Raw genomic sequence first — 25,741 nt, 5'->3', positions numbered from 1 at the left:
TTACAAACTATAGTACATATTGAAGGGACGAATCAGAACATGAAATTAAGTTCATTGATTAAGGTTGGCGGAGTTGGCTTACTCGCTGCAGTTGTTTTAGCAGGGTGTGGCAACAGCTCCTCTCAATCTGGCACTAAGAAACAAACGGCTAATTGGATGGTCGCAGCCAATATCAACACAATGGATGCTTCCAAGATGACCGATTTGATTTCCAGTCAAAATTTGAACGGAACTAATGAAGGACTTTTGCGAATGGCTAAGAATAACACAGTTGTTCCTGGTGTCGCAAAGAATTACACGGTATCAAAAGATGGCAAGACGTGGACCTTTAACTTGCGTCATTCAAAATGGAATGACGGCAAGCCAGTCACTGCTAAAGATTTTGTTTATTCATGGCAACGGACAGTGAATCCAAAGACCGCATCACAATATTCATATATCTTTGCTAATTTGGAAAATGCCAACAAGATTATTGCCGGCAAGATGTCGCCATCAAAGCTAGGTGTTAAAGCTGATGGTGATTACAAACTGGTTGTCAGCTTGATCAAACCACAAAGCTACTTTAAATACATGGTTTCTCAAAGCTACTACTTCCCTGAAGAAATTTCGATGGTCAAGAAGTATGGCTCTTCATACGGAACCGACGCGAAGAAGCTTGGCTACAACGGCCCATTTGTGTTGAAGGGCTGGAACGGAACCAACGACACTTGGAAGCTGGTTAAGAATCCGAAGTATTGGGATGCCAAGAAGATTAAGTTGAACACGTTGAACATGCAGGCGGTTAAGGATCCTGCCACCGCATTGAATGGTTATCAAAGCGGCAAGCTTGATTTCACGACCTTGAGTGGAACCCAAGTTAAACAGTACAAGAAGGATAAGAACTATCATCTTTATAAGCAAGCTTCAATTTACTACCTTGAAATGAACGAGAAGAAGTACCCAATGTTCAAGAACAAGAACTTGCGGAAGGCCTTCTCGCTGGCAATCGACAAGAATCAATTAGCTAACAAGGTGTTGGCAGATGGCTCACAGGCACCAAAGGGATTTGTTGCTGACGACATGTCCGAACATAACGGCAAAGACTTTGCTGATCAATCTTATGTTAAGAGTGCCGTTGAGTATAACTTGCCTGAAGCAAAGAAGTATTGGGCTAAAGGCTTGAAGGAAACTGGCAAGAAATCAGTTAACCTGACATTATTATCAGATGATACCGATGTTGCCAAACGGACAACTGAGTTTGTTCAAAGTGAATTAACCAAATTACCAGGTGTTAAGATTACCAATCAAAATGTGCCTTACAAGACCAGATTGTCACGGTCTGCAAGCGGCCAATTTGATCTGGTTATCACGGCATGGAACGCAGATTACCCAGACCCAAGCAACTTCTTGGATATCTTGACCTCCAAGAACTCATACAACAATGGTAAATGGGGCAACGCGAAGTACGATGCATTGGTTAAGAAGTCGGAAGGCGCAGATGCAGCCAATGAAAATGCCCGTTGGAATGATATGGTTCAGGCAGAAAAGATTCTGATGAATGACCAAGGAATCGTGCCATTGTATCAACCAGCTATTTCAACGCTGATGAAGCCAAAAATCCATGGCGTCCAATTCTTCCCAACGGCACCACAGTGGGATTGGAGCAAGATAAGTGTGGGAAAATAAGTGAGCGGAGCCAAGCGGGAATAACCGAAGCATAAGTGTCTTGATCTGAAAATCCCGATTCTGGATTTGCAGATCAAGTGCTTATGTGCAGGTTATTGCTTGGCGGAGCGGTCCTAATCTATGTAACATCGGAGCATAAGTGGCCCCCAACAGAAATCCCTGAACTTTGGGGATTTCTGTTGGGGGTCCTTATGTGCAAGCTCCTGCCTAGTGGAGCAGTCCTGATGGATGTAAAACCGAAGCATAAGTGTCTTGATCTGAAAATCCCGATTCTGGATTTTCAGATCAAGTGCTTATGTGCAAGCTTCTGCTTAGTGGAGCAGTCCTAATCTATATATCAGAGAAATCCCCGAATTTTGAATATTTCTGTTGCAGGTCCTTATGTGCAGGTTATTGCTTGGCGGAGTGGTTCTAATCTATGTAGCCAGAGAAATCGACTCCAAAAAACTAAAAACCACAATCAAACAAAAAGCAGTACACCTCAAAAAAAGTGCGCTGCTTTTTTACTACCAAGAAACGCCAATTCTTCTGTCCTAAGGTTTTTCGACCTACTTCGACAAGTCGAAAACCTTTTATACATCCATTTATACACTTGCCAAATCCACGCCAACCTCTTATTATCTTAGTTCAATATGTGAACCAATTCCGTACAAATAGAGTTTGGTTTCATATTAAATTCATTTATGATCAAATATGTAAATTTTATAGCCAATTTTTGTAATTAAATTGCTAATGAACAAAAGTAAGTTAATTCCCGTGAATACGGCAATTAAGCAATCAAACGATAATGATTATTTGACCTTTTGACGATTAAAATCCAAAAAAAGTTAATCTGCTCATTGCTTTTAATCAAATTTTAATTTAGAATAAGGGCATCACAAAGGTTAGTAATTATTTTGAGGAAGGAAGTATTGCGAAATGAAATTAAATTCATTAGCAAAACTTGGCGGGGTCGCTTTATTATCTGCAGTTGTTCTCGCTGGGTGTGGTAGTAAATCATCACAATCAGGTTCCAAGAAACAAACTTTAACTTGGACGACACCGTCTAACATTGCGACGATGGATACATCGACGATGACCGATTTGTATTCTGCTCAAACGGCCAACGCTACGAACCAAGGATTGTTACAAATGGCTCCAGGCAACAAGGTTAAACCAGGTGTTGCTAAGAGTTACACTGTTTCTAAAGATGGTAAGACGTGGACATTTAATTTGCGTAAGTCTAATTGGAGTAATGGTGATCCTGTTACTGCAAAAGATTTTGTTTTTGCCTGGCAACGTACGGTTAAACCAAAGACGGCTTCACAATATGCGTACATATTTGCCAACATTAAGAATGCCGCAAAGATTAATGCCGGCAAGATGGCTCTTTCTAAGATGGGAGTCAAGGCCGAAGGTAACTACAAGCTGGTTGTTTCTTTGAACAAGCCACAAAGTTACTTCAAATTTATGGTCGCTCAACCAGAATTCTTCCCACAAAATTCTAAAGTTGTTAACAAGTATGGTTCCAAGTATGCTACTAACGCTAAACGTAATGTATACAATGGTCCATTCCTGTTGAAGGGTTGGAATGGTACGAACGATACCTGGAAACTGGTTAAGAACAGCAAGTATTGGGATGCCAAAGCTGTTAAGATGCAAACCATTAACTTCCAAGCTGTTAAGGATCCATCAACTTCATTGAATGGTTACCAAAGCGGCAAGTTTGATTACACAACTTTAAATGGTACTCAAGTAAAGCAGTATAAGAATGATAAAGATTACAAGGTTAACAAGGAAGCTTCAACCTTCTATCTTGAATTGAACGAGAAGAAGGATCCAATCTTCAAGAACAAGAATATCCGTAAAGCAATTTCATACGCAATTGACCGAAGCCAATTTGTTAACAAAGTCTTAGCTGATGGTTCACAAGCTCCTAAGGGTTATGTTCCAGACGCAATGTCAGAACGTAATGGTAAGGACTTTGCTGATCAAGCTTACGTTAAGAGCGGTGTTTCATACAACTTAGCTCAAGCTAAGAAGTACTGGGCAAAGGGATTGCAAGAAACTGGTAAGAAGTCAGTATCTCTTAACTTACTCTCAGATGATACCGATGGTGCTAAGAAGAGTACCGAGTTCATCCAGAGTCAATTAACCAAGTTGCCTGGCTTCAAGGTTACAAACCAGAACTTGCCATTCAAGACTCGTTTGTCACGTTCACAAAATGGTCAATTCGATATGGTTATCTCCGCATGGATTGCTGATTACCCAGACCCAAGTAACTTCTTGGACCTCTTCACATCAACTAACTCATATAACAATGGTAAATGGAAGAACGCTCAATATGATGCTTTGATCAAGAAGTCAGAAAACCAGGATGCCAACAATGAAGCTGCTCGTTGGAACGATATGGTTCAAGCTGAAAAGATCTTGATGAATGACCAAGGGGTTGTTCCATTGTATCAACAAGCATTGTCAACATTGCAGAAGTCTAAAGTTAAGGGTGTTCAATTCTACCCAACTTCTCCACAATATGGTTGGCAGAACGCTTACATCAAGTAATAACGTTTCAATTTAATTTTACAGTTCAAAGTATTTGAGGCTGGTTATTGAATTCCAGTCTCTTTTACATTATTATGGACTTTATGAGAAAACAGTAACAACCTAATTAGAATGTGAGGAACTCATATGGTAAAGTACTTGGGAAAACGTATATTTTATATTGTTTTAACCTTGTTTATCGTCAGTACAATCACCTTTTTTCTGATGAAGTTCATGCCAGGGACGCCCTTGACTAACCAAGCCAAGCTGACGCCGGGTCAGATTCACCAGATTTATAAGCAGTACGGCTTGGATAAGCCCGTATGGCAGCAGTACTTGGTTTACTTAGCTGGTGTGGTTCACGGTAACTTCGGGATTTCATTTCAGTTCAGTAACCAAGCCGTTTCCTACCTGATTGGTAGTCGGATGGGGCCATCATTAATTATTGGTGGTCAAGGAATGGTCTTAGGGGTATTGGTTGGATTGGTTGTCGGTTCACTGGGTGCTGTGAAAGCCAACACCTGGATCGATACCACTGCAACAATTGTCTCAATCCTGTTCGTTTCAATCCCATCATTTGTTTTGGCGGTATTGTTACAGTACTATCTTGGCTTAAAGCTGAGATGGTTCCCAATTGCTGACTGGGGCGGCTTCATGTACACGGTGTTGCCAACGTTAGCACTGGCTGCGTCGCCATTAGCCGAGACCGCCCGATTCATGCGGACGGAAATGGTCGATGTGTTGAGTTCAGATTACATTGAACTCGCTAAGGCTAAGGGGCTTGGCAAGGTTGGTATCATTTATCACCATGCTCTCCGGAATAGTTTGATCCCAATTATTACGATTATTGGTCCATTGACTGTTAACATCATGACTGGTTCAATGGTTGTTGAAAATATCTTCTCAGTTCCAGGAATTGGTGAACAATTTGTTAAGTCAGTTCTGACTAACGATTACCCAACCATCATGGGATTGACGATTGTCTACTGTGCAATGCTTTGTGTTGTGCTGTTGATCACTGATATTTTATATGGATTAATTGATCCACGAATCAGACTTAGTGGTAACAATAACTAGGAGGGAGAATAATAATGGCAGATAATGCAAAACCAATCTCAGCCGGCGACTTCAAACCAGTTTCGGCTGCTGACCGTGGTAAATTAGACAGCGAAAAAATTTCAGCGCCATCGTTAACCTTCTTACAAGATTCGTGGCGACGGTTACGTAAAAATAGAGCAGCGATGATTTGTTTAGTCATTTTGATTATATTGTTCATCTTGGCTTTTGGGTCAGGCTTCTTTGAAACTCACAATCCCAATGCAACCAATCCAAACTTGGCGAACTTGCCACCCAAGATTCCGGGCATTGATATTAATGGGTTTAATGGAACAATTGAACAATCAGGTACCCGGGTAAATGCTTATGTTCAGGCACATGCCGGCAACGCCTACTATATCTTAGGAACCGACTACCTTGGCCGTGACTTGTTCTCACGGATCCTTTACGGAACTCGGATTTCCCTTGAAATTGCGTTGATTGCCAGTTTCTTTGACTTGGCATTCGGTGTTGTTTACGGAATCGTTTCAGGCTGGATGGGCGGTCGAGTTGATACCATCATGCAACGAATCATTGAAATCATGTTGTCAATTCCTAACTTGGTTGTCATGGTTCTCTTGATTTTGGTATTGAAGCCCGGAATGTCTGCAATCATCTATTCAATTGCGATTACCAGTTGGATTAACATGGCCCGACTGGTTCGAGCGCAAACGCTGGAGCTTAAGAACCAAGAATTCATACTAGCGGCCCGAGCGCTTGGGGAAAGTTCCTGGAAGATTTCCTTCAAGCATTTGCTGCCCAACTTGAGTAGTGTCATCATCATTAACTTGATGTTCACGATTCCAACAGCGATCTTCTTCGAGGCCTTCCTGTCATATATCGGAATTGGTATCAGTGCGCCACAGGCATCACTTGGTACTTTGATTAATGATGGGCAGAAGAACTTCCAATTCTTACCATATCAAATGTGGTATCCAGCAATCGTGCTGTCAGTCTTAATGATTGCATTTAATATCTTGGGTGATGGATTACGTGATTCATTTGACCCCAAGGGTAGAGAGTAGGTGCTTTGAGATGGAAAACGAAAACAATGTGTTAGAGGTCAGAAATCTCAAGATCAACTTCAATACCTATGCGGGTACTGTTAAAGCGATTCGAGACGTTAGCTTCGACCTTCGTAAGGGTGAAACCTTAGCGATCGTTGGGGAATCTGGTTCTGGTAAGACCGTTACCACGCGAAGCATTATGGGATTGAATTCTCCTAATGCGGTGATTGATAGTGGAACGATTATGTTCAAGAATCAAGATTTATTAAAGAAAAACAGAAAAGAAATGGATGCCATTCGTGGTAACGACATTGCTGAAATTTTTCAGGATCCAATGACTTCTTTGGACCCAACCATGAAGATTGGTAAGCAAATTGCTGAACCGTTGATCATCCACAAGGGTATGAAACGCGAAAAAGCTTATGCCCAAGCTTTGGAAATGATGAAGCTGGTTGGAATTGAAAATGCCGAACAGCGGATTAACAACTATCCTCACCAATTTTCAGGTGGGATGCGCCAACGGATCGTGATCGCGATTGCCTTGGTTAACTATCCTGAAATATTGATCGCCGATGAACCAACCACTGCGCTGGATGTAACCATTCAGGCTCAGATTTTGGATTTAATGAAAGAATTGCAGGCTAAAACCAATACCTCAATTATTTTCATTACCCATGATTTGGGAGTTGTTGCTGGGATGGCCGATCGGGTGGCTGTTATGTATGCCGGCAAAATTGTCGAATATGGTACTGTGGATGAAATTTTCTACAATCCAAAGCACCCTTACACTTGGGGCTTATTGAATTCAATGCCGACGATGGACACAACTGGGACTGAATTACCTTCAATTCCAGGAACGCCACCAGATTTACTGGATCCACCCAAGGGTGACGCTTTTGCTGCCCGAAACAAGTACGCATTGGAGATTGATACCAAGCAGGAACCACCATTCTTCAAGGTGTCAGACACCCATTATGCCGCTACTTGGTTATTAGATCCAAGAGCGCCAAAGATGACGCCTCCTGAACAAATTATTGAACGACAGAAGCATTATGCTAAATTGACTCATAAAGCAATTGATGAGCATAAAGACAAACATGTCGAAGAACAGGAGGAGCAGCTGTGATTGACTATTCCGAAGAAAACAAAGTATTACAAGTTGAACATTTGAAACAATATTTCAACATGGGAAAGCCCAATGAAGTTCGCGCCGTTGACGACATTTCGTTTGATGTTTATCGGGGTGAGACGTTTGGCCTGGTTGGTGAATCCGGTTCTGGTAAAACCACGGTTGGCCGGGCGATCATTCACTTGTATGAGCCGACGTCTGGTAAGATCATTTTTGATGGTCAAGATGTTTCTAAGCTAAAGACTAAGCAGCAAAAACAACACTTCCGCCGGGAAATGCAGATGATTTTCCAAGATCCATACGCGTCATTGAATCCGCGGATGAAGGTTAAGGATATCGTGGCTGAAGGCATCGACATCAACCATTTAGCTAAGGATGATGCCGATCGGACTAACCAAGTCGAAGAGTTATTGGAGACCGTTGGTTTGAACAAGGATCACTCCAGTCGTTATCCCCACGAATTTTCTGGTGGTCAGCGACAACGGATCGGAATTGCCAGAGCGCTTGCGGTTCAGCCACAATTTATCATTGCTGATGAACCGATTTCCGCTTTGGATGTGTCGATTCAGGCCCAAGTGGTTAACTTGTTGAAGAAGCTGCAACGGGATCGAAATTTGACCTATTTGTTTATTGCCCATGACCTTTCAATGGTGAAGTACATCAGTGATCGAATTGGTGTGATGCATTATGGCCGGATGCTTGAAATCGCCAGCTCCGACGAGATCTACGCACACCCACTGCACGATTACACGGCAAGTTTGTTGTCAGCTGTGCCAGTTCCTGATCCAGAGTACGAGCGGGCAAGAGTCCAGATTCCATACGATGCAAGTAAGGAATTTGACGGTAAGCCACGTAAATTGGTTGAAATTGCGCCCCATCACTGGATTAGAGCCAGCGAAGACGAATTGCCAATGTATCAGAAACGGTTGCAAGAGAAGAGCCGAACGAAGAAAATAGAGAATTAATTTAACCTGAGTAGGGAATCAAAATAGCGCAGTCATTCTGGATTTGAATGATTGCGCTATTTGTGTGCCGTAATGGCAGAGGCCGACCAGTTTGTGATTCAATTCAATCTGACTATTAATTGCCGACAACTGCCCAGTCGCCAGTCGTTGCGTTCATCTCTTCTAATTGGCCATTGGCATTGACTCGGAAGCTGGCAACTCGGGGACTTGAATTTGGATCAACGTCACGGTTTTTGAAAGCTGGCGCGTTATGGTTCTCTAAAACGTCCACATAAAGCAACCCATTTCGCATTTGGGGCATGTAAGTGAAGTCGGTTGAATTGACGTTGATATTTGGATAGAGCGACTTGACTTGAGGCCAAATCATATTGACCACCTGTTGATCAGTCAAATGATTAGCGGTAGACCCGGATGCTTGTTGGGTCGTTGAACCGTTGGTGGTTGTGGTTGAGCCGGATTGTGAACTAGCAGTCACTGAAGAGCTATTCGTCGTTGGCGTGCTGGATGATTTTGATAAAGTCAGTGGTGTTGAAGTGATGCCAGTCACCTTGATTTGATTATTGTTGACGAGGGTAATTCGATAAACGACCGGCGCATTTGTATTCGTGTATGATTTCAAGACATAGGTTCCTTGGCCGGCAGTTTGATATGAAACGTTATCGTTGTTGGTGCTGGTATTGGAGTTGTACAACCGATGATTCGAATCATATTCATTCACAAAGCTGCTGGTTGACGTGTTGGTGATGTTCAGGAAACGTTTGATATATGGCAGATTTTGATTACTGTTGTTTGGATTATTAGTATAATTGGTTGCCCAAGTCCCTTGAAGGGCTTGTGGCGCACCTGTTTGCCAATCGGTTGATTGACTTGCATCAGCGAGGACAAAGCTTGCGTCAACGTTATGATAACTCGAGCGAATTGTATAGGCGAGATGCCCACCATTGATCCAATTGAAGTTTAAATGATACTTTTTGTTGTTGCGACCAACCATTGCTAAGCGGAAAACGTATTTCTGGTTGGTAGATTTGAGCGATTTCACTTGGCTGTCGTCGATGGTGCCAGCCTGTTTGGAAGTTAATTTCCAATGCCATTGACCGCCATCTTGATAAAATTGTGAATACAATTGATTATCGTTGGCGGCTTGGGTGTCTTCGGGCACTTTTGCAGTGGCGGGGGAGAGTAAGTTGGTCAACTTTTGTGATGACTGATTGCTACTGTGGGTGTTGGTATTGTTTAAGTCAGCTCGATTGCTGTTGCAGCCGGCAAGCAGCATCACGGTCGCAAATGAGATGCTGAGCATTAATAGAAGTTTTTTCATATCTGAATCCTCCTGATGCCTCCATTATACCAGAGCAACGCTGAGAGATTACGCTAATGCCTTAATATATCCTTTAGAAAATGTTGAGGTTTTTATCATATTTTCTTCAAATTTTGGTGGCTATAATGAACTGATGATGTTTGAATGACAAATTAATGATGAAGGCGATTATGACGAACATAAAAAGATCTTATTGGAAGTATTCACTATTGAGCTTGCTTTCCTTCACCGGACTAATCGGGATCGAACTGTTCATGTTCCAAAACGTGACATTCATCGATCGAATTGCATTTGCCCTGATCCTGATGGCGATTCCCGGCCTTTGGTATGATTTTATCTTTCGGTTTTCGGATTCGAGAGATTGGCTGGTTAAAGATACCGATCTCTGCTTATTAGTGACGTTTTTAATTGGTGTTGCATATACTGGGATAACGATTTTTATCCACTTTATGTAAGGTTAAGCATCAAATCGATGATGACAAATAAAATGAGCCTGAGCATGATCACCGTGCCCAGGCTCATTTTGATATTTAGATGGAATTTGTTAATTCCAAATTAAATAGATGTTCTGTAAGGCTGATATTTGTTATAAACTAAGAGTATTGAATCATTGTTTAAAAATTAATGATCATATCAAATGAAAGTGAATGAAGAAAAATGGTGTTAAAACTCGTGAACTGCTCGGCACAGTTATAATTGCTGCCGGTGTGTCGAGCAAGTAGGCAGATATAGCTGTGCCCTTTTATTAGTGAACTAGGAATTAGTGGAGGCACAGTTAATATGAATACAACTAAACTTAGAAAGATTTGGACCCACGAACAAGAAATTGGGATGAAAGGTTGGAACTTTTCCCATCTGGACGGCCGTTGGCTCAACGAAAAATTACCATGGGATTATCGAACACTTGTCCTAAAGTATTTACGCGATCCTGATATGCTCCTAGACATGGGAACGGGTGGCGGTGAGTTATTATCATCGTTTCACCACCCAGATAGTCTGACAGCAGTCACTGAGGCATGGCAACCCAACATTGAAATGCTTCAACAAACGCTTCAGCCACGGGGAGTTAAGGTATATCCGGTTACTAATGCTGATGAACTTCCGGTTGAAGATGGCTCTGTCGATATCATAACTAATAGCCACGATGCTTTTAATCCTGTGACAGTTTTCAATAAGTTAAAGCCAAAGGGAATCTTTATTACTCAACAAGTTGGGGCGACCAATAACTTTTCACTGTCTCGATTCTTGCTTCCTGATTATCAACCAGCATTTCCCGAGAATACCTTGTTGAATATGGTGAATGGTTTTCAAAAAGCAGGATTTAATATTTTGCTGGAACGGCAGGCATTTTCAGAAATGAAGTTCTTAGATGTTGGCGCAATTGTTTATTATGCGTCGATTATTCCTTGGGAATTTCCTGATTTTAATGTTGATCGTTGTTTTTCAAAATTGTTAGATTTGCAGCGAATGATTAATTGCCAGGGAAGCGTTTCGACCCATGAGGACCGATTCGTCATGATTGCTCAAAGACCGTAACGGGTATTAAATGCCAAGTAATCTTTGAACCTTTGGAATTTGGTGAGGAAAAACTGATTGGATGGCAAGGAGTAGCATTTGCTAAATAATGATTACAAACAATTGAGAACTAAGCTTAAGGCACGCCCAAAAGCAATAGATTGCTTAACAGATTGGTTACTGGTCGTGGTTAATACTGCTAAGGCGATGATCTATTCAACCAAGCCCAATCATATTTCTGACTTAAACCAATTTCTGACTGCAAAAACGACGGTAGAAATTCAACAATTATTTGATCGCATTCAAGGATTATACGGTCAGAAAGGATTCAAACAGAGATCCAATCCAAATTATATCTATCTATACTCACTGATTACTCAATTTCCTGATGAGGAGATAATTGAGCCAAACAAGGTACAGATAAAGTATTATATTGGAATTGATGAATTTCTTGTTTATGATCTGTAAAGGAAATTGATGCTCTCAACGTGGATAGGAGTCACAGATGGAAAATAAATATCATTTAACCCAAAAGCAAAATCGTTTCTTGGCAAAGAAAAATTTGGTTAATATGGTCTATTCAAATTCGAAGTTTGAAGGTGTCAATACCACCCTCCCACAGACACAAACGATCATCGATGGGATGAGCGTAGCCGGGGTTTCGATTGATGACATTCAAGTTATTATCAATTTGAAAAAAGGCTTGGAGTTCGTTATTAACAACGATCAACCTTATACTTTTGAGATCAGTCAGACAATCAACCGGATTGTGGCCGCAGAAGATGCATTGGAACCTGGGGAAATCAGAACTGGAAATGTCCAAATTGGTGGCGTGGAATATGTGCCGCCGGTTCCGAGCCCAGATAAGGTCACTGCAATGGTTTCTAAAATGATGAATGGCAACTTTACGGATACCGAAAAAGCCTTAAAAATGATGTATCAAATGATGCGCGATCAGGTATTTTGGGACGGCAATAAACGAACCGCTGTTTTATCAGCAAACTATCTATTGATCAATGCCGGGGCAGGGATTGTCAATATTAATGAAAAGCAGCTTCCGAAGTTCAATACTTTGCTTGCTCAGTATTATGAATCCGGCGATATGACGGAGATCATGCAATGGACATATGATAACTGTATATATGGAATCGATTTTCCGGCTAAGCGTTAATTAAGCGACATCGCAAATTTGGAGCAGGTTGGAGCAAAAGACAATTTGACCCCAAAATTTAAGCCAAAAAAACAATGCATTCTGATTTTGGAATGCATTGCTTTTCTAGCTTAAATGGCCGGAAACAGCCGTTTATCGATATGAGGGTGATGGTTCGAAGATTACAACTCATCACTCACATTGTTATAATATTCAATCGAGAATTTTCCATCATCATAGTCTAACTTTGTGACGCTCCCGTTCTTCGTGGAAACGTTAACGGGGATGTCACTCCACTTGCTGACGACATTGCGAATTAACGTCCCGTGAGTTGCCATCAGAATCTTATCTCCATCATTAGCTTTGGCGATGACGTTGTCAATTCCGGGCTGTAGCCTTGCCCAAAAGGTCGAGCTACTTTCGGCGTCACCATAAGTATCGGCCTTCGAGAACATGTCTTCAGCTTTATCGATCCCATATTCACCGATCAAACCATGGAATGAGTTGACGCCGATTGGGCCGCCAATCGTATGCCACGTCTTGACATCGTCCTCTCCTTCATAATAGCCGAAATTGAGTTCGCGGAATGCAGCATCGGGAACGACTGATTTCACGGAGCCGGAATTGGCTTTCAAAATGAGATTACCAGTCTTGATGGCCCTTGATGTGTCACTGGAATAAGCGGCAGAAAAGGGGATACCGCTTAATCGCTTACCAGCGTCGACTGCATCGGCAACCCCTTTATCAGTTAACGGGGAGTCGGACCAACCCTGGATGCGATGGTACTTGTTCAAGTAAGTTTGACCGTGGCGAACAAAATAAAGTGAGATTGTCATGTAAATCCTCCTAAAAAATAAGTGAGCGAAGTAAAGCGGTAGAAGTCGGTGCGTAAGTCTCCTCGGAGAGAAATTCCGGGTTTGGGAATTTTTCTCCGAGGTGCTTACGTGCAGACTTCTGCTTTACGCAGCTGTCCTAAGAAAAGTGAGCGGATCCAGGCGGTTTAGCAACCGGAGCGTAAGTCGCCGCAAGCAGAAATTCCTGGTTTTGGAATTTTTGCTTGTGGTGCTTACGTGCAGGTTGCTGCCTGGAGGAGCTGTCCTAAGAAAAGCAAGCAGATCCAGTTGCGCCTGAAAACCCACCCTAAGTATACAATTCTTAAAAACATCTCAATTATACCATGCACAAATACTAAATTTAAAGGTATACCAATCAAAAATGTAAAACAATCCCACTGCTTCCAAAACAATTTTCAGCCACTTCTTTGAATTGAGAGCGGTTTTATGCTAAACTATTAAGTCAAGTTGTAGGGGGTAAATAATGGCTGATAATATCAAAGCACAAGAGCAGCACCATCTAGATGGCGTGATCAAAAAGATCAAGATTGCCGAAACAAGTCTTGAAAAGAAGATCAAAGCAACCAAAAAAGATGTGAAAGACATCAACGCCAATTTCAATAATGATGTCCGCTTAAAAACTGAAACTTATAGCGGCATGATGGAAACCGCCATGTCAATTCGCCAGCAGCAGCAAATGCTTTCTGAACGGGAGAATCGTCAGGAGCATGCTGCCCGGGAACTGGGGACACTGACTAAGCTCGAAGTGAACCCTTATTTCGCACGGATTGATTTTCGTGAAGGCGATGAAAAACGCGATGAAACCATTTATATCGGGATGGCATCCTTTACTGACAAGCCCGATCATTATCTGGTCTACGACTGGCGGGCCCCCATCTCCAGCATTTACTATAATGGTGGGATTGGTGACGTAACCTACATGACCCCTGATGGTGAACAGACGGTGGACGTCAAACTCAAACGTCAATTCCAAATTGAAAACGCCAAGATCAAGACTGTGTTTGATACCGAAGAAGTTGTTGGGGATCAAATGCTGTTGGACGCGTTGAGTAACCGTTCCGATACGAAGATGAAGAGTATCGTCACGACAATTCAAAAGGAACAGAACCAGATTATTCGAGATACTGATTCGGAACTGTTGTTTGTCCAAGGGGCTGCCGGTTCAGGGAAAACGGCTGCCGTCTTACAACGGGTTGCTTTCTTACTCTACCAATATCGGGGCAACTTGCATTCTGGCCAAATCATTCTGTTCTCGCCTAACCAATTATTCAATGATTATATTAACCAAGTGTTACCAGAGCTTGGTGAACAAAACATGGTCCAAATGACCTTCTATCAGTACAGTTCGCACCGATTGCCAAGTGTTCAGGTTGAAACGTTGGCCCAACGGTTTGATGAACAGTTTGAGCCCCATGCCCAAAAGATCAACGATATTAAAGGCAGCCTAGACTATTTCAAAGCCGTTAGTGCCTACGCCAATCATTTGAATACTGAAGACATGCGGTTTAGAAACTTGATGTTCAACGGGACTGTCCTGATTCCAAAAGAAAAAGTTGAAGAGATTTACTATAGCTTCAATGAAAATTACAATCTCCGTAATCGGCTGGACGCTACTAAAGAACAACTGTTAAAGATTTTGAATCGTAAAATCCACGTGGAAATGCGGAAAAAGTGGGTTGAAGATGCCGTTCAAAACCTGTCACCGGAAGATATTCAACAGATGCACAAAGAAGGCGAAGAGGAAATCTTGAACTCGGATAAAGAATTCAAGTTCCTCGCTCGTCAGATCGTTGTGAAGTCGTTCCGAAAGGTTCAGCGCCAAATTGTGCGAAATCATTTCTTAAGCATCAACAACCAATTCGTGCACATGTTGCGGAATATTCCCAAGATTGTCAAACTGGCTGACTTTGACATTAGTCAGGAAGATTGGCAAGCTGACATCAAGGCGACGGTTGGCCGGCTCAAGGAAGGCCGATTGTCACTGGCTGACGCCTCCGCGTACATTTACCTGTATGATCTGATGACCGGCAAACGCGGCGACCGGGACATTCGTTATCTGTTTATTGATGAAGTCCAGGATTACTCCGCCTTCCAGCTGGCCTTTCTCAAGTTTAGTTTCCCACGGGCGAAGTTCACGCTGCTTGGTGATTTGAACCAAGCCATCTTTACCCATGAAAATAGTCGCAAGCTTTTGGGTGAACTTGGGAGCATGTTCCCTGAAGATAAGACCCGGGTGGTTCAATTGACTAAGTCGTACCGGTCAACTGCCCAGATCACCAACTTCACCAAGCATTTGCTGACAAATGGTGAGGACATCATTCCCTTTACCCGAGAAGGCGACTTGCCACACGTTTACGTTGAAGATGGCTTTGATGCTGCCGTTGAAGTGGTTAAGAAGCAGTCAGAGGTTGATTTGGCTGAACATGAAACGACCGCGATTATTGGTAAGACATTGAAAGAATGCCAACAACTCACCGATAAACTGGCAGAATTGGGGGTCAAAGCGACCTTGATTCGGACTGAAAATCAGCGGTTGGTTAAAGGCGTTATCGTGGTGCCTTCTTACCTTGCTAAGGGACTGGAATTTGATAGCGTCATTATGTGGGATGCGTCAAAGGAATGTTATGGCGAAGAGCGTGACCGGCAGTTGGTTTATACCATCTGCACGCGGGCAATGCATCGATTGACAATTGTTGCCAACCAAAATCTATCGCCGCTATTTGAGACGGTTCCAAAAGCCGAATATCAATTGAACTAATGCAGTGAAGTCGATCTTGAACGTTGGAGATCGACTTTTTATGTAAAATTAGGTTGTTTTGGGATCCTTGATGGTATAATTATTTGAATACAAAAGTTTTGGAGATAAATTGAACTCATGGATGATTTAATCAACTACTATTCGTTTACCAAGGCAGAATGGAAGCACTTCTATAACCAAAGTGAAGCCAACTTATCGTTAACACCAAGCGAATTGAAGCATATCAAGGCCTTTAATGATCAGATCTCGATTGAAGATGTGTCTGATATATATAAGCCGCTGGTGCACATGATCCGATTACAGAAGAATAATTTTGATGAGTGGCAGACAACCAAGGCACGTTTCCTCCGAAAACAAGTTCGAACGGTACCCTTTATCATCGGCATTTCCGGAAGTGTGGCAGTTGGTAAATCAACGACTGCGCGGGTGCTTGAGGAATTGCTGACTAATTACTTCACTGGTGAGCATATTCAGCTGATTACCACCGATGGATTCTTGTACTCCAATGCTGAGTTAAAGCAACGGGGGATATACAACAAGAAGGGCTTCCCCGAAAGTTACGATATGCGCAAATTGATTGCGTTTCTAAACGAGGTTAAATCAGGCGTGGCCGTTACCAAATCACCGGTCTATTCCCATCAGAGCTACGATATTATCCCCAACCGGTATGATATTGTCGACCGGCCGGATGTCTTGATCGTTGAAGGAATCAACACGCTGCAGTTACCAAGCAACGAACAGATTTATATTAGCGACTTCACCGATTTCTCGATTTATATGGATGCGGATGTCGAACTAATTGAGAAGTGGTATTTAGAGCGGTTTGGCCGCCTTATGGACACCGCCTTTCAGGATCCCGACAACTATTATTATGATTACGCAATGGGCGATCGAGACGATGCGTTTGCGATGGCGCGCAATGTGTGGGATACTGTTGACTTACCGAACCTGAAGGCAAATATTCTGCCAACTCGGTCCCGAGCTGATATGATTATGCATAAGACGGATCATCATTTAATTGATCGTTTATACTTGCGAAAGTATTGAATGTTTGGATTTTGAAAATAATGTTGACCAACCATAGTTAAATCGTTTATTATTTAAGTAGAAACTTTGAAAGGGTGTATGATTTGGCAAACGTTGACTTATCAAGCTTTGATAAGATTTTAGTGCTGGATTTTGGTAGTCAGTACAACCAACTGATTACAAGACGGATTCGCGATTTAGGCGTATATTCCGAACTGAAATCCCATGCATTGTCCGCAAATGAGATCAAAGCCATGAACCCCAAGGGAATTATTTTCTCTGGCGGTCCAAATAGTGTTTATGAAGATGGCGCGCTTAAGGTTGACCCAGACATCTTTAAGTTAGGAATTCCAATCTTGGGAATCTGTTATGGGATGCAAATCATGGCCTATACTTTGGATGGTGAAGTTGAGAAGGCGGATGACTCGGAATACGGGCACGCTGACATTCAAATCACCTCAGATGACGCTGTACTGTTCAAAGGAACCCCCCGCGAACAACCAGTTTGGATGAGTCATGGTGATTTGGTTAACAAGGTCCCAACCGGATTTACGACAGTTGCCACCAGCCAGAACTGTCCAATTTCTGCAATGCAGGATGTCGATCGTAATTTCTACGGGATCCAGTTCCATGCTGAAGTACGCAATACCAAGTATGGAAATGATATCTTGAAGAACTTTGCGTTCAACGTTTGCCACGCGGAAGCCAACTGGTCAATGGACGACTTTATTGACCTCCAGATTGAACATATTCGAAAAGAAGTCGGCAATAAGAAGGTTCTCCTCGGCCTTTCCGGCGGCGTCGATTCGAGTGTTGTTGGCGTTCTACTACACAAAGCAATTGGCAAGCAATTGACCAGTATTTTTGTGGATCATGGTTTATTACGTAAGAATGAAGCCGACGAAGTGATGGACAGCTTAGTTGGCAAGTTTGGGCTGAACATTATTAAGGTGGATGCCCAAGATCGGTTCTTATCCAAGCTGAAAGGCGTTTCCGATCCTGAAAAGAAACGGAAAATTATTGGTAACGAGTTCATTCAAGTCTTTAACGATGAAGCCAAAAAGCTCGATGGGATTGACTTCTTAGCCCAAGGCACGTTATATACTGACGTGGTTGAAAGTGGAACCGATACTGCCCAGACAATCAAGTCTCATCATAATGTTGGTGGGCTGCCAAAAGACATGAAGTTTAAGCTGATTGAGCCTTTGAATACTTTATTCAAGGATGAGGCCCGTGAAATTGGTGAAAAATTGGGGATGCCAGATAATCTTGTTTGGCGGCAACCATTCCCAGGCCCTGGTTTGGGAATTCGAGTCCTCGGTGAAGTAACCCCTGAAAAGTTGCGGATTGTCCGTGACAGCGACTGGGTGCTTCGTGACGAAATTGCCAAGGCCGGCTTAGACCGCGACATTTGGCAATACTTCACGGTTCTGCCAGGCTTTAGAAGTGTTGGTGTGATGGGTGATGGTCGAACTTACGACTATACCATTGCTATTCGAGGTGTCAATTCCGTTGATGGGATGACTGCTGACTTTGCCCGGATTCCATGGGATGTTTTACAAAATGTCTCGACTAGAATCGTAAACGAGGTAGATGGAATTAACCGCGTCGTGTATGACATTACGAGCAAGCCACCGGCAACGATTGAGTGGGAGTAACTTGGACGAAATATCTGTTCCAATCAATTCCACTCAGTTCTTATGATTCGTGATGATAAAGAGCTTCAGTTAGATTTATAAACGAATCGAAATGAATATATAAAACCACTTCGGGGGTTCATCCGGGGGCACAAAATGTATTTATTTTAGTTTTGTACCTCCGGATTTTTTAGTGGAATTAGGTTTAAACATAGTATATACTTTAAATGTAAAGATTGGCTAGTCCTCTGTTGCTATCGGCTATTAATGAATCAGTTGCAGAGGTACTATGACAAATGAAAAGGAAAGTAGGTTTGACCAATATGATAACAAAAAAAATTGATAAATGGGGTAATTCCCAAGGGATTAGGATTCCTAAAGATATGCTCAGCAAAATTGGGATTAATAATCCAGTTGGTCAGTCTGTTCAGGTGAGCATTGAAAATGATCGGATTGTAATTCAAAAACCAGATAATCGTTCAGCATTGCAGAAACGGTTTGAAAATTTTGACGTTGAAGAATATTTTAAGAAATCTGGTTCACGTGAAGTTGACTGGGGTGAGCCAGTTGGTCGAGAAGTCTTTTAATGATTGCGTTTCCCTAAGCTTGTCCGAAATTTGGATTGGACAAAATCAAAGTACAGAGGTGCAGTATGGTAAGAGATAAAAACCAGAAACTATTTGAAGCGAAAGAAGGTAAACGGGAATGGTATGATCAGGGAAGTGTTATCTGGTGCGATTTTGACCCAGCTAAAGGACATGAACAACAAAAAAGAAGACCAGCTATTGTTGTTTCTAATCGGGCATTCTACTTGCTTACTCGAATGATAAAGGTAGTTGCTATTTCATCTTCTGAATCTCAAAAGGACTTTCCGATTAATGTAACGTTACCAATCGAAATGCAAGTGAAGGGTTACGTCTTAACGGATCAAGAAAGGTCTATTGACCCAATTAACCGGAATATTAGTTTTATCGAACGCTGCCCTGACGGAACGCTTAAAGAAGTCTTGAAATTTGTGTTAATGACTTATGAATAAAAAAGTCAGCAACCTAGGTTACTGACCATATATATATTAAATACCCTGTACACTTTTACTTGACAGCTAAAGTATACAGGGCTTTTTTTATGTTTTAATCGGATCATGCGCTTTGTAATAAATTCGAGGAAGAATTTCAAAATTTTTTGATTGATTTATGACCGGTGACGGCTTCCATACCTTCGCGAGTGACAATGATTTGCCGGCCAATTAATCTCACTGTGCCTTGAGGGAAACGATTTGGATTGCTCCTTAACACTTGTCGTACATAATCAGGAGCTTTCCCCCATAATTTGGCAGCTTCCTGTGAACTCATAATATCCGAATCATTCAAATTAATTTTTACCATGATAAACCCTCACCAATGCGATTAAGCCTCATTATTAAGGCAACAATTGAAATCAGTAAAGCGATTATTTCCAATGATTTACATCTCCCTATAATTTATAATATACCCAAACAATCAGTTCCAGATACCCGCTTGCCTGAAATCATTTTTCTGGTTGTTATAGAATGTCGAAACAAGAGCGGTAATCGAGCTTCCTAACGAATTGATTATGATTAGTAAGCTGATTTCATTGTCCCACATTTTATCCTCTTTGTATTCTATATATACAGAAAACGGCCCAAAACTCTCGTAAAAGATAGAAATTGGGGTTTAGCGGGTACAAAATGGCTACAAGCCAAAGAAAATATTGTGGCCCGAGTATTGAGCCGTCTATGCAACGATTGAGTGGGAGTAATGACTGGATAATGTATCGATTCTAAAAACCGATGAAACGGCATTTTATGGTATGTTAGTGATTCTAAAATAATTGAATAATCGTGTTTCCATCAAACCCTACCAAAGGGATTAGCTCTGGTAGGGCTTTTTACGTATCAAAAGGGCGCTTCTAGTTTTCAGAAAGGATTAAAGACATCCCTCATGGCTTCTGTGCAGCCTTTGACCACGGCTTTTACAGCAGTTAAATAATAGTTTAGAAACCAGTGAAAGCAAAAAAATGCTTACACATGTATATAAAAGTGATGTTCTCATTTGAAGAATGGTGTTATATTAAATGCGTAATCAAATTCAAAAAAATAATAATGTAATTTACATAGGTATCCGGGGATATTATTTTTTTGATTCATTTGAAGTTCGACATTATATTTGCACCAGCAATTTGCGATAAAGAGGGGAATCGCTATGAGCTTGCATGAAAAGATTAACTGCCAACTTGTAAGTTGGTCATTAAAATTTGTGACACTGAGATTTTTATTTGCCAAGATTCGCGCGCCTGTAAGCAATCAATATTCTAAACGGGGTAATGATTAACCTATTTTTTGGATGTATCAACAAAGATACGTCGCGTACAGAAATGTACGATAAGGAGATCATGGATATGAATATTTATTGCAGACTAAAACGGGGTGTTTGCCTTGCGGTGGTTGGCATAGTCGCATTAATGGCTCTGATGTTTTTGTCTGGGCCGATTCGTGCGTCGGCGGATACAAGTGACACTGTGGGATCTGTTCCGGTGTCGGTTCAAACGGATGCTGTGGGGACGGCAACCAATGACAACTCAACGTCAAGTGCTACGGACAACACATCATCATCTGATCAGTCAGCAACCGCTAGTAGTCAAACAGATTCAGTTAACTCAACTCAGGTACCAGCAGAAACTGGGACTGATGTGAATACCGGTGACACAGCTGAATCAACGTCTTCAAGTGGGAATGATCAGGCAGACTCAAATCAAGATGTTGTCAATCCAACAACTACCAAGGATCTATCGATTAAACCTGATCAATCAACGAGTAGCACCACCAATAAGGATCAAACACAAGCAACCACCGTTAGCTCAACTTCTGATAACCAGAAGGATGCTAACGTGGAGGTTTCAAAAGCCACTTCTAAGCTGACTGCTAAAGCCGAGGTTGATAAGCAAAGCCTGCGAGCAACCGCAGCTGTTCAAGCTGCCGATCCAATTACGGTGACAACTGAGCAACAATTAGCTGATGCAATTAGTAGAGCTCCCAAAGATGGGGCGGCTCAAACAATCGTCCTTGGTGGCTCCTTTGCAACCCAGCAGATTCATATTGTTCAGGGCCAGAATATCACCTTTATCAACAATGTTGGCCAGAAGGTTACCCTGGAGCTCAACGGGGCCATTGTTGTGGATGAAGGGGCAACGGTCAACTTCCATGGTGACCAGGCTCAGGGTATCACCATTGCGCCTGGCGACAATTATCAGAATGGTAGTGAAACGAATGTTCCGCTTCAGATTTCAGGGACGGCTGAGATGACCGGAACTGACATTTCTGGTTTTAGCTTTAAACCTTGGAAGATGTATAACGTTGCGACTGTCACCGTTAATGGCGCCAACGCCAGTTTAACGATGGATAACAATGCTAGGATTATCAACAATTCTGTAGCAACTGATCAAGGTTCTAATATTGATGATTCAGCTGGTATCTCTGTTAATAACGGGGCCACGTTGACCATGAATGAAGGCAGCTTCGTAACCGGAAATACTATTTCCTGGGGATCAACGAATGCTGCTGGCGGTATCGGCGTTCATGATGGTTCACATCTGATTTTGAATGGTGGTACTGTTAGCAATAACCAAGGCCCTCAAGCTGGCGGAATTATTGTTGGTGACCGAAATGATGCAGATACCGATCCCCAACACAAGCTTTCCACTGCTATTATGAATTCCGGAAAAATTGATAGCAATATTTCCTGGAATGAAGCCGGTGGTGTTTACATTAATGGTAATGGTTCATTTGTCATGAATGGCGGAGCGATTACCAATAATTCTACTGGTTATGTTGGGTGGTATCCAAATGGTGCTGCCGCTGGTGGCGGGATCGCGGTTTCAACTGGCTATACTGAGCAGGACTATCAAGATCCAACTGTTTACGACCAAAATAACGCCGCTGAACTGATCATCAATGATGGACTGATTGATGGTAACAAAGCCGCTGGACCTGGCGGTGGGATTTATGTCAACTCAAATGCCGTTACGATCAAGAAAGCTAAAATTACCAATAATAGCGCAGCCATGTATGGTGGTGGGATTTATGTCAGCATTGCCCACTTTACCTTAAGACTTGGTAATAGTCTTATTACCAATAATTCGGCCACAGACGGTAGTAGCATCTCATGGACTGATGGCACACTTTTGAATCCTGGTATTGGCGGTGGCGTTTGGTTCTGCCCAACCGGAAATGCCATGATTTACGTGACCGATGGAACAGCTATTTACGGTAATAGTGCTATTAACAAGGGAAATGATTTTGCCAGCGAAGTTAAAGCTGGGTATGGTTCTGTGACCCTCGCCAACGAAATGCTTGGTGGCGGTGCTGTCGCTTGGTATCACGATCGAGACGGGCAACAGGAAGCAACCCCAGTGACAATCACCAATCAAACTGGTGCGTTTGACTTGAAGAGTGTTTCCTCAACCCAAGCCCAGGCACTGGCAGTAGCTTTGGCAACCGTTATTATTACTGGTAATTCCGCCCCTCGTGGTGGTGGCATTGGCTCTAATGGGACAGTCATTTTCGGGGAACCAGGAACCAAGGTCATCAAAGTTAATAAAGTCTGGGATCTTAGCAGTAATCCCGGTGCCAAATTGCCAGACAAGGTAACCATTAATTTGACGCATGATGTGACCAATGCTGATGGAACCACTTCAACAATTGTTGTCCGCTCAATTGATTTGACCAAAGACAATAATTGGACTGGTGAATTTACTGATTTGCCAACTGATATTGACTATAACGTTGTTGAGGTTCCAGTTGCCGGGTTTGACTCGACAGTGAGTCAACAACTACACAAAATTAGTGATGGCGTTTATGGGATTACCTTCACCAATACGCTCAAACCGACAACGCCAACAACCAACATTATCAAGGTCACTAAAGTTTGGGCTGGCGGGACCACTCAAGAACCCGCTTCAGTGACAATTACCTTAACTTATACTGACGAACATGGTCAAACGATTACTAAGTCAATTACTTTGTCTAAGGATACTAATTGGCAAGGTGAGTTTACTGATTTGCCAGCCAACGTTGCGTATACACTTAAGGAAAGTGCGGTTGCAGGATTTACTTCAGCTCAATCTAGTTTAACCAAAATTAGTGACGGCGTTTACGGGATTGTCTTTACGAACACACCGACAACACCAGATACACCGGTAACTCCGGACACACCAGTAACACCAGATACACCAGTAACACCAGATACACCTGTAACACCAAATACACCAGTAACGCCGAATACGCCAAATGAGCCTAACACGCCAACAACGCCGACGACTCATCAGCCAAGCGTTCCGGGTAAGCCGACAACTCCTAAGCAGCCGAAATCAACTACACCGGGAGTGCCAAGCAAGCCAAGTCAACCAAATCAGCCGACGGTACCAAATAAGCCAAGCAGTCCAGTTAATTCGACAATTAATACCGGAAAGACCGTGACGCTGGCCGCAACACCGAAGAAGAATTCAGCAACTCCTGAAAAGTTACCACAAACCGGGGATCAAAATTCTTCATTAGTTACGCTGATCGGTTTGATGCTTCTGCTCATTTCGCTGACCGGGATGTTAGTGTTTAGGAAACGTCGAGATAATTAGCGCTTTGACCGATTAATTATATTTAAAGTGAATTTGCTAATGATCGTCAGATAATAAAAGATATCAAAGTTGGAAGATATTTTGTCACTTCCAGCTTTGGTATTTTTTTGTACCCATATTTAAGATGTTTTCTGAAATCCCATTGAAACTATTTTGATTACACCATTCATTTGCGACAGTGCCAAGCAGGTTAAAAGGCTGATTTCTTTTGCGGTAAGGACCCATCGGCAACATTCCACTGCAAGTACTCAGCATTGATGGTAAAATGTAATTCATCTATCAATTACTGAGGTATAAAAATGAAGTCAATTAAGCGGTACTGGAGTCAACTGAATATTAAAGCGACCGAGCTCATTGGGGTTGCTGTTGGGGCGTTTATCTATTCGATGACCTACAATTATTTATTATTACCCTCTCATCTTGGTGAAGGTGGGGCAATGGGCGTTACGGCGCTCCTGTATTATGCCTTTCAGATTCCGTCATACCTGTCTAACTTGCTGATCAATACCGTGTTGATTGCCCTGGGATATCGATTATTCGAAAAGAAGACTACTTACCTAACCATTTGGGCGATTGCCTGGATGACCGTCTTTCTAAAATTGCCGGTTCTTTATTCCTATCACACTCATGAATTGATTGTGCCAACACTTCTCGCAGGGGCATTGACTGGAATCTCAATCGGGTTAATTTTTCGGTATAACGGAACGATTGCAGGGGATACAATCATTGGCAAGCTATTGAATTATTTCTTCGGCATGTCCGTGGGCACTGGCAGCTTACTGTTTGATCTTGTAATCGTGATCCCATTCATTATGATCATTGGGTTTACCAACACAATTTTGACAATCATTTACCTTTACGTTTATTCCGTGTTTACCAACCAATTCATGGCGAACGTCGGGGCTAGAAAAGCCGTCCTGATTGTCTCACCGAGGTACCGGGAGATCGCAACTACCATTTCCAAACAATTGGGCCAAGAGATTACCATCTTCAATGGCACCGGCTTTTACAGCAGTGCCGACCAGCACATGCTCTACATGATTGCCAGCCCAAGGCGCGTAACCAAGATTGTACCGATTATTGAGCAGGAAGACAAGAATGCACTGATTGTCGTTGAAAATATTAGGAGTACGCGAGGATTGAATATGCGCCGGATTCTTTAGGCAATAAGGGATCAGGCAAAAGCACAATAAAAAGCATCGTTAACGTTAAGCGGGGCTTGAACCGTTTGGCGTTGACGATGCTTTTTTAAGCTGAGCGCACTGCAGCATTGTTGATCTTTTTACGATTGGTGATGTTTTCCCAATGTTTGATCTTCAAAGCGCCTCATCATTCGGAAAAATTCCATTGCATCATACATGACTCAATAGATTTCGAACGAGTTTCGAAAGAGTTTGGAAAGGATAAAACGGGAATAGAACAAGATTAAGGGCAGCTTCGAAATGATGCACTT

At 42.3% G+C, this 25,741-nt stretch carries 20 protein-coding genes; 17 read left to right on the top strand and 3 right to left on the bottom strand.

The genetic code is table 11. The annotated features are described in order from the left end of the window. The first annotated feature begins 39 nt into the window (after window positions 1-39). The 6 genes from FD12_RS05520 (at window position 40) to FD12_RS05495 (ending at window position 8,381) form a co-directional block, all read left to right on the top strand. Complete coding sequence (locus tag FD12_RS05520; RefSeq protein WP_056982077.1) at window positions 40-1,665, top strand: peptide ABC transporter substrate-binding protein; 1,626 nt, start codon at window positions 40-42, stop codon at window positions 1,663-1,665. A 918-nt stretch (window positions 1,666-2,583) separates the two neighbouring features. Further along, a complete protein-coding gene (locus FD12_RS05515; RefSeq protein WP_054747786.1) occupies window positions 2,584-4,206 on the top strand; it encodes a peptide ABC transporter substrate-binding protein in 1,623 nt (540 codons plus the stop codon). A gap of 126 nt (window positions 4,207-4,332) precedes the next feature. Beyond that, entirely contained in the window at window positions 4,333-5,262 is a 930-nt protein-coding gene (gene opp3b / locus FD12_RS05510) for an oligopeptide ABC transporter permease (protein ID WP_056982075.1), read from the top strand. Between the two features lie 14 nt (window positions 5,263-5,276). Further along, window positions 5,277-6,305 (top strand): ABC transporter permease, encoded by a 1,029-nt coding sequence (locus tag FD12_RS05505; protein ID WP_056982073.1) that lies wholly within the window; start codon window positions 5,277-5,279, stop codon window positions 6,303-6,305. A gap of 10 nt (window positions 6,306-6,315) precedes the next feature. Next, window positions 6,316-7,413: an ABC transporter ATP-binding protein gene (locus FD12_RS05500; RefSeq protein WP_056982071.1), complete on the top strand. Its 1,098-nt coding sequence runs from the start codon at window positions 6,316-6,318 to the stop codon at window positions 7,411-7,413. Beyond that, entirely contained in the window at window positions 7,410-8,381 is a 972-nt protein-coding gene (locus FD12_RS05495; RefSeq protein ID WP_054747784.1) for an ABC transporter ATP-binding protein, read from the top strand. Before FD12_RS05500 ends, FD12_RS05495 begins: the two co-directional genes overlap by 4 nt. Window positions 8,382-8,496: 115 nt before the next feature. Here FD12_RS05495 and FD12_RS05490 read toward each other — a convergent pair whose 3' ends face one another. Next, the gene (locus FD12_RS05490; RefSeq protein WP_056982069.1) at window positions 8,497-9,699 is read right to left on the bottom strand and encodes a hypothetical protein; all 1,203 of its coding nucleotides are present in this window, start codon (window positions 9,697-9,699) and stop codon (window positions 8,497-8,499) included. 170 nt (window positions 9,700-9,869) lie between these two features. On the opposite strand from FD12_RS05490, the gene FD12_RS05485 reads away from it, so the two are divergent. The 4 genes from FD12_RS05485 to FD12_RS05470 all read left to right on the top strand — a co-directional run bounded on the left by FD12_RS05485 (window position 9,870) and on the right by FD12_RS05470 (window position 12,385). Further along, complete coding sequence (locus FD12_RS05485) at window positions 9,870-10,154, top strand: hypothetical protein (protein WP_146986015.1); 285 nt, start codon at window positions 9,870-9,872, stop codon at window positions 10,152-10,154. A 325-nt stretch (window positions 10,155-10,479) separates the two neighbouring features. Beyond that, complete coding sequence (locus tag FD12_RS05480; RefSeq protein WP_054747780.1) at window positions 10,480-11,235, top strand: class I SAM-dependent methyltransferase; 756 nt, start codon at window positions 10,480-10,482, stop codon at window positions 11,233-11,235. A gap of 78 nt (window positions 11,236-11,313) precedes the next feature. After that, window positions 11,314-11,682, top strand: coding sequence for a hypothetical protein (locus FD12_RS05475; RefSeq protein ID WP_054747778.1), 369 nt, complete (start codon window positions 11,314-11,316; stop codon window positions 11,680-11,682). Window positions 11,683-11,719: 37 nt separating this feature from the next. Continuing rightward, a complete protein-coding gene (locus FD12_RS05470) occupies window positions 11,720-12,385 on the top strand; it encodes a Fic family protein (protein ID WP_054747776.1) in 666 nt (221 codons plus the stop codon). 161 nt (window positions 12,386-12,546) lie between these two features. Here the strand turns inward: FD12_RS05470 and FD12_RS05465 are convergent, their stop codons facing one another. Then, window positions 12,547-13,200: a histidine phosphatase family protein gene (locus tag FD12_RS05465; RefSeq protein ID WP_054747773.1), complete on the bottom strand. Its 654-nt coding sequence runs from the start codon at window positions 13,198-13,200 to the stop codon at window positions 12,547-12,549. 481 nt (window positions 13,201-13,681) lie between these two features. Between FD12_RS05465 and helD the strand changes: the two genes are divergently transcribed. The 5 genes from helD to FD12_RS05440 all read left to right on the top strand — a co-directional run bounded on the left by helD (window position 13,682) and on the right by FD12_RS05440 (window position 19,675). After that, window positions 13,682-15,976, top strand: a complete 2,295-nt coding sequence (gene helD, locus FD12_RS05460; protein ID WP_056982068.1) for an RNA polymerase recycling motor HelD — start codon at window positions 13,682-13,684, stop codon at window positions 15,974-15,976. Between the two features lie 117 nt (window positions 15,977-16,093). Further along, on the top strand, window positions 16,094-17,023 hold the full coding sequence (coaA, locus tag FD12_RS05455) for a type I pantothenate kinase (RefSeq protein ID WP_054747771.1): 930 nt from the start codon (window positions 16,094-16,096) through the stop codon (window positions 17,021-17,023). 83 nt (window positions 17,024-17,106) lie between these two features. After that, window positions 17,107-18,660 (top strand): glutamine-hydrolyzing GMP synthase, encoded by a 1,554-nt coding sequence (gene guaA, locus FD12_RS05450; RefSeq protein WP_056982067.1) that lies wholly within the window; start codon window positions 17,107-17,109, stop codon window positions 18,658-18,660. A 302-nt stretch (window positions 18,661-18,962) separates the two neighbouring features. Beyond that, window positions 18,963-19,226 carry an AbrB/MazE/SpoVT family DNA-binding domain-containing protein gene (locus FD12_RS05445; RefSeq protein WP_054747790.1) on the top strand — a complete coding sequence of 88 codons (264 nt, stop codon included), beginning with the start codon at window positions 18,963-18,965 and terminating at the stop codon, window positions 19,224-19,226. A 65-nt stretch (window positions 19,227-19,291) separates the two neighbouring features. Beyond that, a complete protein-coding gene (locus FD12_RS05440; protein ID WP_056982066.1) occupies window positions 19,292-19,675 on the top strand; it encodes a type II toxin-antitoxin system PemK/MazF family toxin in 384 nt (127 codons plus the stop codon). Between the two features lie 136 nt (window positions 19,676-19,811). Here FD12_RS05440 and FD12_RS05435 read toward each other — a convergent pair whose 3' ends face one another. Then, window positions 19,812-20,024: a helix-turn-helix domain-containing protein gene (locus FD12_RS05435; protein WP_056982065.1), complete on the bottom strand. Its 213-nt coding sequence runs from the start codon at window positions 20,022-20,024 to the stop codon at window positions 19,812-19,814. A gap of 1,033 nt (window positions 20,025-21,057) precedes the next feature. Between FD12_RS05435 and FD12_RS05430 the strand changes: the two genes are divergently transcribed. Both FD12_RS05430 and FD12_RS05425 read left to right on the top strand, forming a co-directional pair. Then, window positions 21,058-24,288, top strand: a complete 3,231-nt coding sequence (locus FD12_RS05430) for a Cna B-type domain-containing protein (protein ID WP_054747769.1) — start codon at window positions 21,058-21,060, stop codon at window positions 24,286-24,288. Between the two features lie 299 nt (window positions 24,289-24,587). Continuing rightward, entirely contained in the window at window positions 24,588-25,451 is an 864-nt protein-coding gene (locus tag FD12_RS05425) for a YitT family protein (RefSeq protein ID WP_054747767.1), read from the top strand. Window positions 25,452-25,741: the final 290 nt, after the last annotated feature.

This window comes from Lentilactobacillus rapi DSM 19907 = JCM 15042 (assembly GCF_001436255.1).
Lineage (GTDB): Bacteria > Bacillota > Bacilli > Lactobacillales > Lactobacillaceae > Lentilactobacillus > Lentilactobacillus rapi.
This window is presented reverse-complemented; position numbering and strand designations above follow the sequence as displayed.

Excerpts from the sequence above, each read along its gene's own strand:
- FD12_RS05520 (WP_056982077.1), top strand. The coding sequence starts at position 40 with ATGAAATTAAGTTCATTGATTAAGGTTGGCGGAGTTGGCTTACTCGCT.
- FD12_RS05515 (WP_054747786.1), top strand. The coding sequence starts at position 2,584 with ATGAAATTAAATTCATTAGCAAAACTTGGCGGGGTCGCTTTATTATCT.
- opp3b (WP_056982075.1), top strand. The coding sequence starts at position 4,333 with ATGGTAAAGTACTTGGGAAAACGTATATTTTATATTGTTTTAACCTTG.
- FD12_RS05505 (WP_056982073.1), top strand. The coding sequence starts at position 5,277 with ATGGCAGATAATGCAAAACCAATCTCAGCCGGCGACTTCAAACCAGTT.
- FD12_RS05500 (WP_056982071.1), top strand. The coding sequence starts at position 6,316 with ATGGAAAACGAAAACAATGTGTTAGAGGTCAGAAATCTCAAGATCAAC.
- FD12_RS05490 (WP_056982069.1), bottom strand. The coding sequence starts at position 9,699 with ATGAAAAAACTTCTATTAATGCTCAGCATCTCATTTGCGACCGTGATG.
- FD12_RS05485 (WP_146986015.1), top strand. The coding sequence starts at position 9,870 with ATGACGAACATAAAAAGATCTTATTGGAAGTATTCACTATTGAGCTTG.
- FD12_RS05480 (WP_054747780.1), top strand. The coding sequence starts at position 10,480 with ATGAATACAACTAAACTTAGAAAGATTTGGACCCACGAACAAGAAATT.
- FD12_RS05470 (WP_054747776.1), top strand. The coding sequence starts at position 11,720 with ATGGAAAATAAATATCATTTAACCCAAAAGCAAAATCGTTTCTTGGCA.
- FD12_RS05465 (WP_054747773.1), bottom strand. The coding sequence starts at position 13,200 with ATGACAATCTCACTTTATTTTGTTCGCCACGGTCAAACTTACTTGAAC.
- helD (WP_056982068.1), top strand. The coding sequence starts at position 13,682 with ATGGCTGATAATATCAAAGCACAAGAGCAGCACCATCTAGATGGCGTG.
- coaA (WP_054747771.1), top strand. The coding sequence starts at position 16,094 with ATGGATGATTTAATCAACTACTATTCGTTTACCAAGGCAGAATGGAAG.
- FD12_RS05445 (WP_054747790.1), top strand. The coding sequence starts at position 18,963 with ATGATAACAAAAAAAATTGATAAATGGGGTAATTCCCAAGGGATTAGG.
- FD12_RS05440 (WP_056982066.1), top strand. The coding sequence starts at position 19,292 with ATGGTAAGAGATAAAAACCAGAAACTATTTGAAGCGAAAGAAGGTAAA.
- FD12_RS05435 (WP_056982065.1), bottom strand. The coding sequence starts at position 20,024 with ATGGTAAAAATTAATTTGAATGATTCGGATATTATGAGTTCACAGGAA.
- FD12_RS05430 (WP_054747769.1), top strand. The coding sequence starts at position 21,058 with ATGAATATTTATTGCAGACTAAAACGGGGTGTTTGCCTTGCGGTGGTT.
- FD12_RS05425 (WP_054747767.1), top strand. The coding sequence starts at position 24,588 with ATGAAGTCAATTAAGCGGTACTGGAGTCAACTGAATATTAAAGCGACC.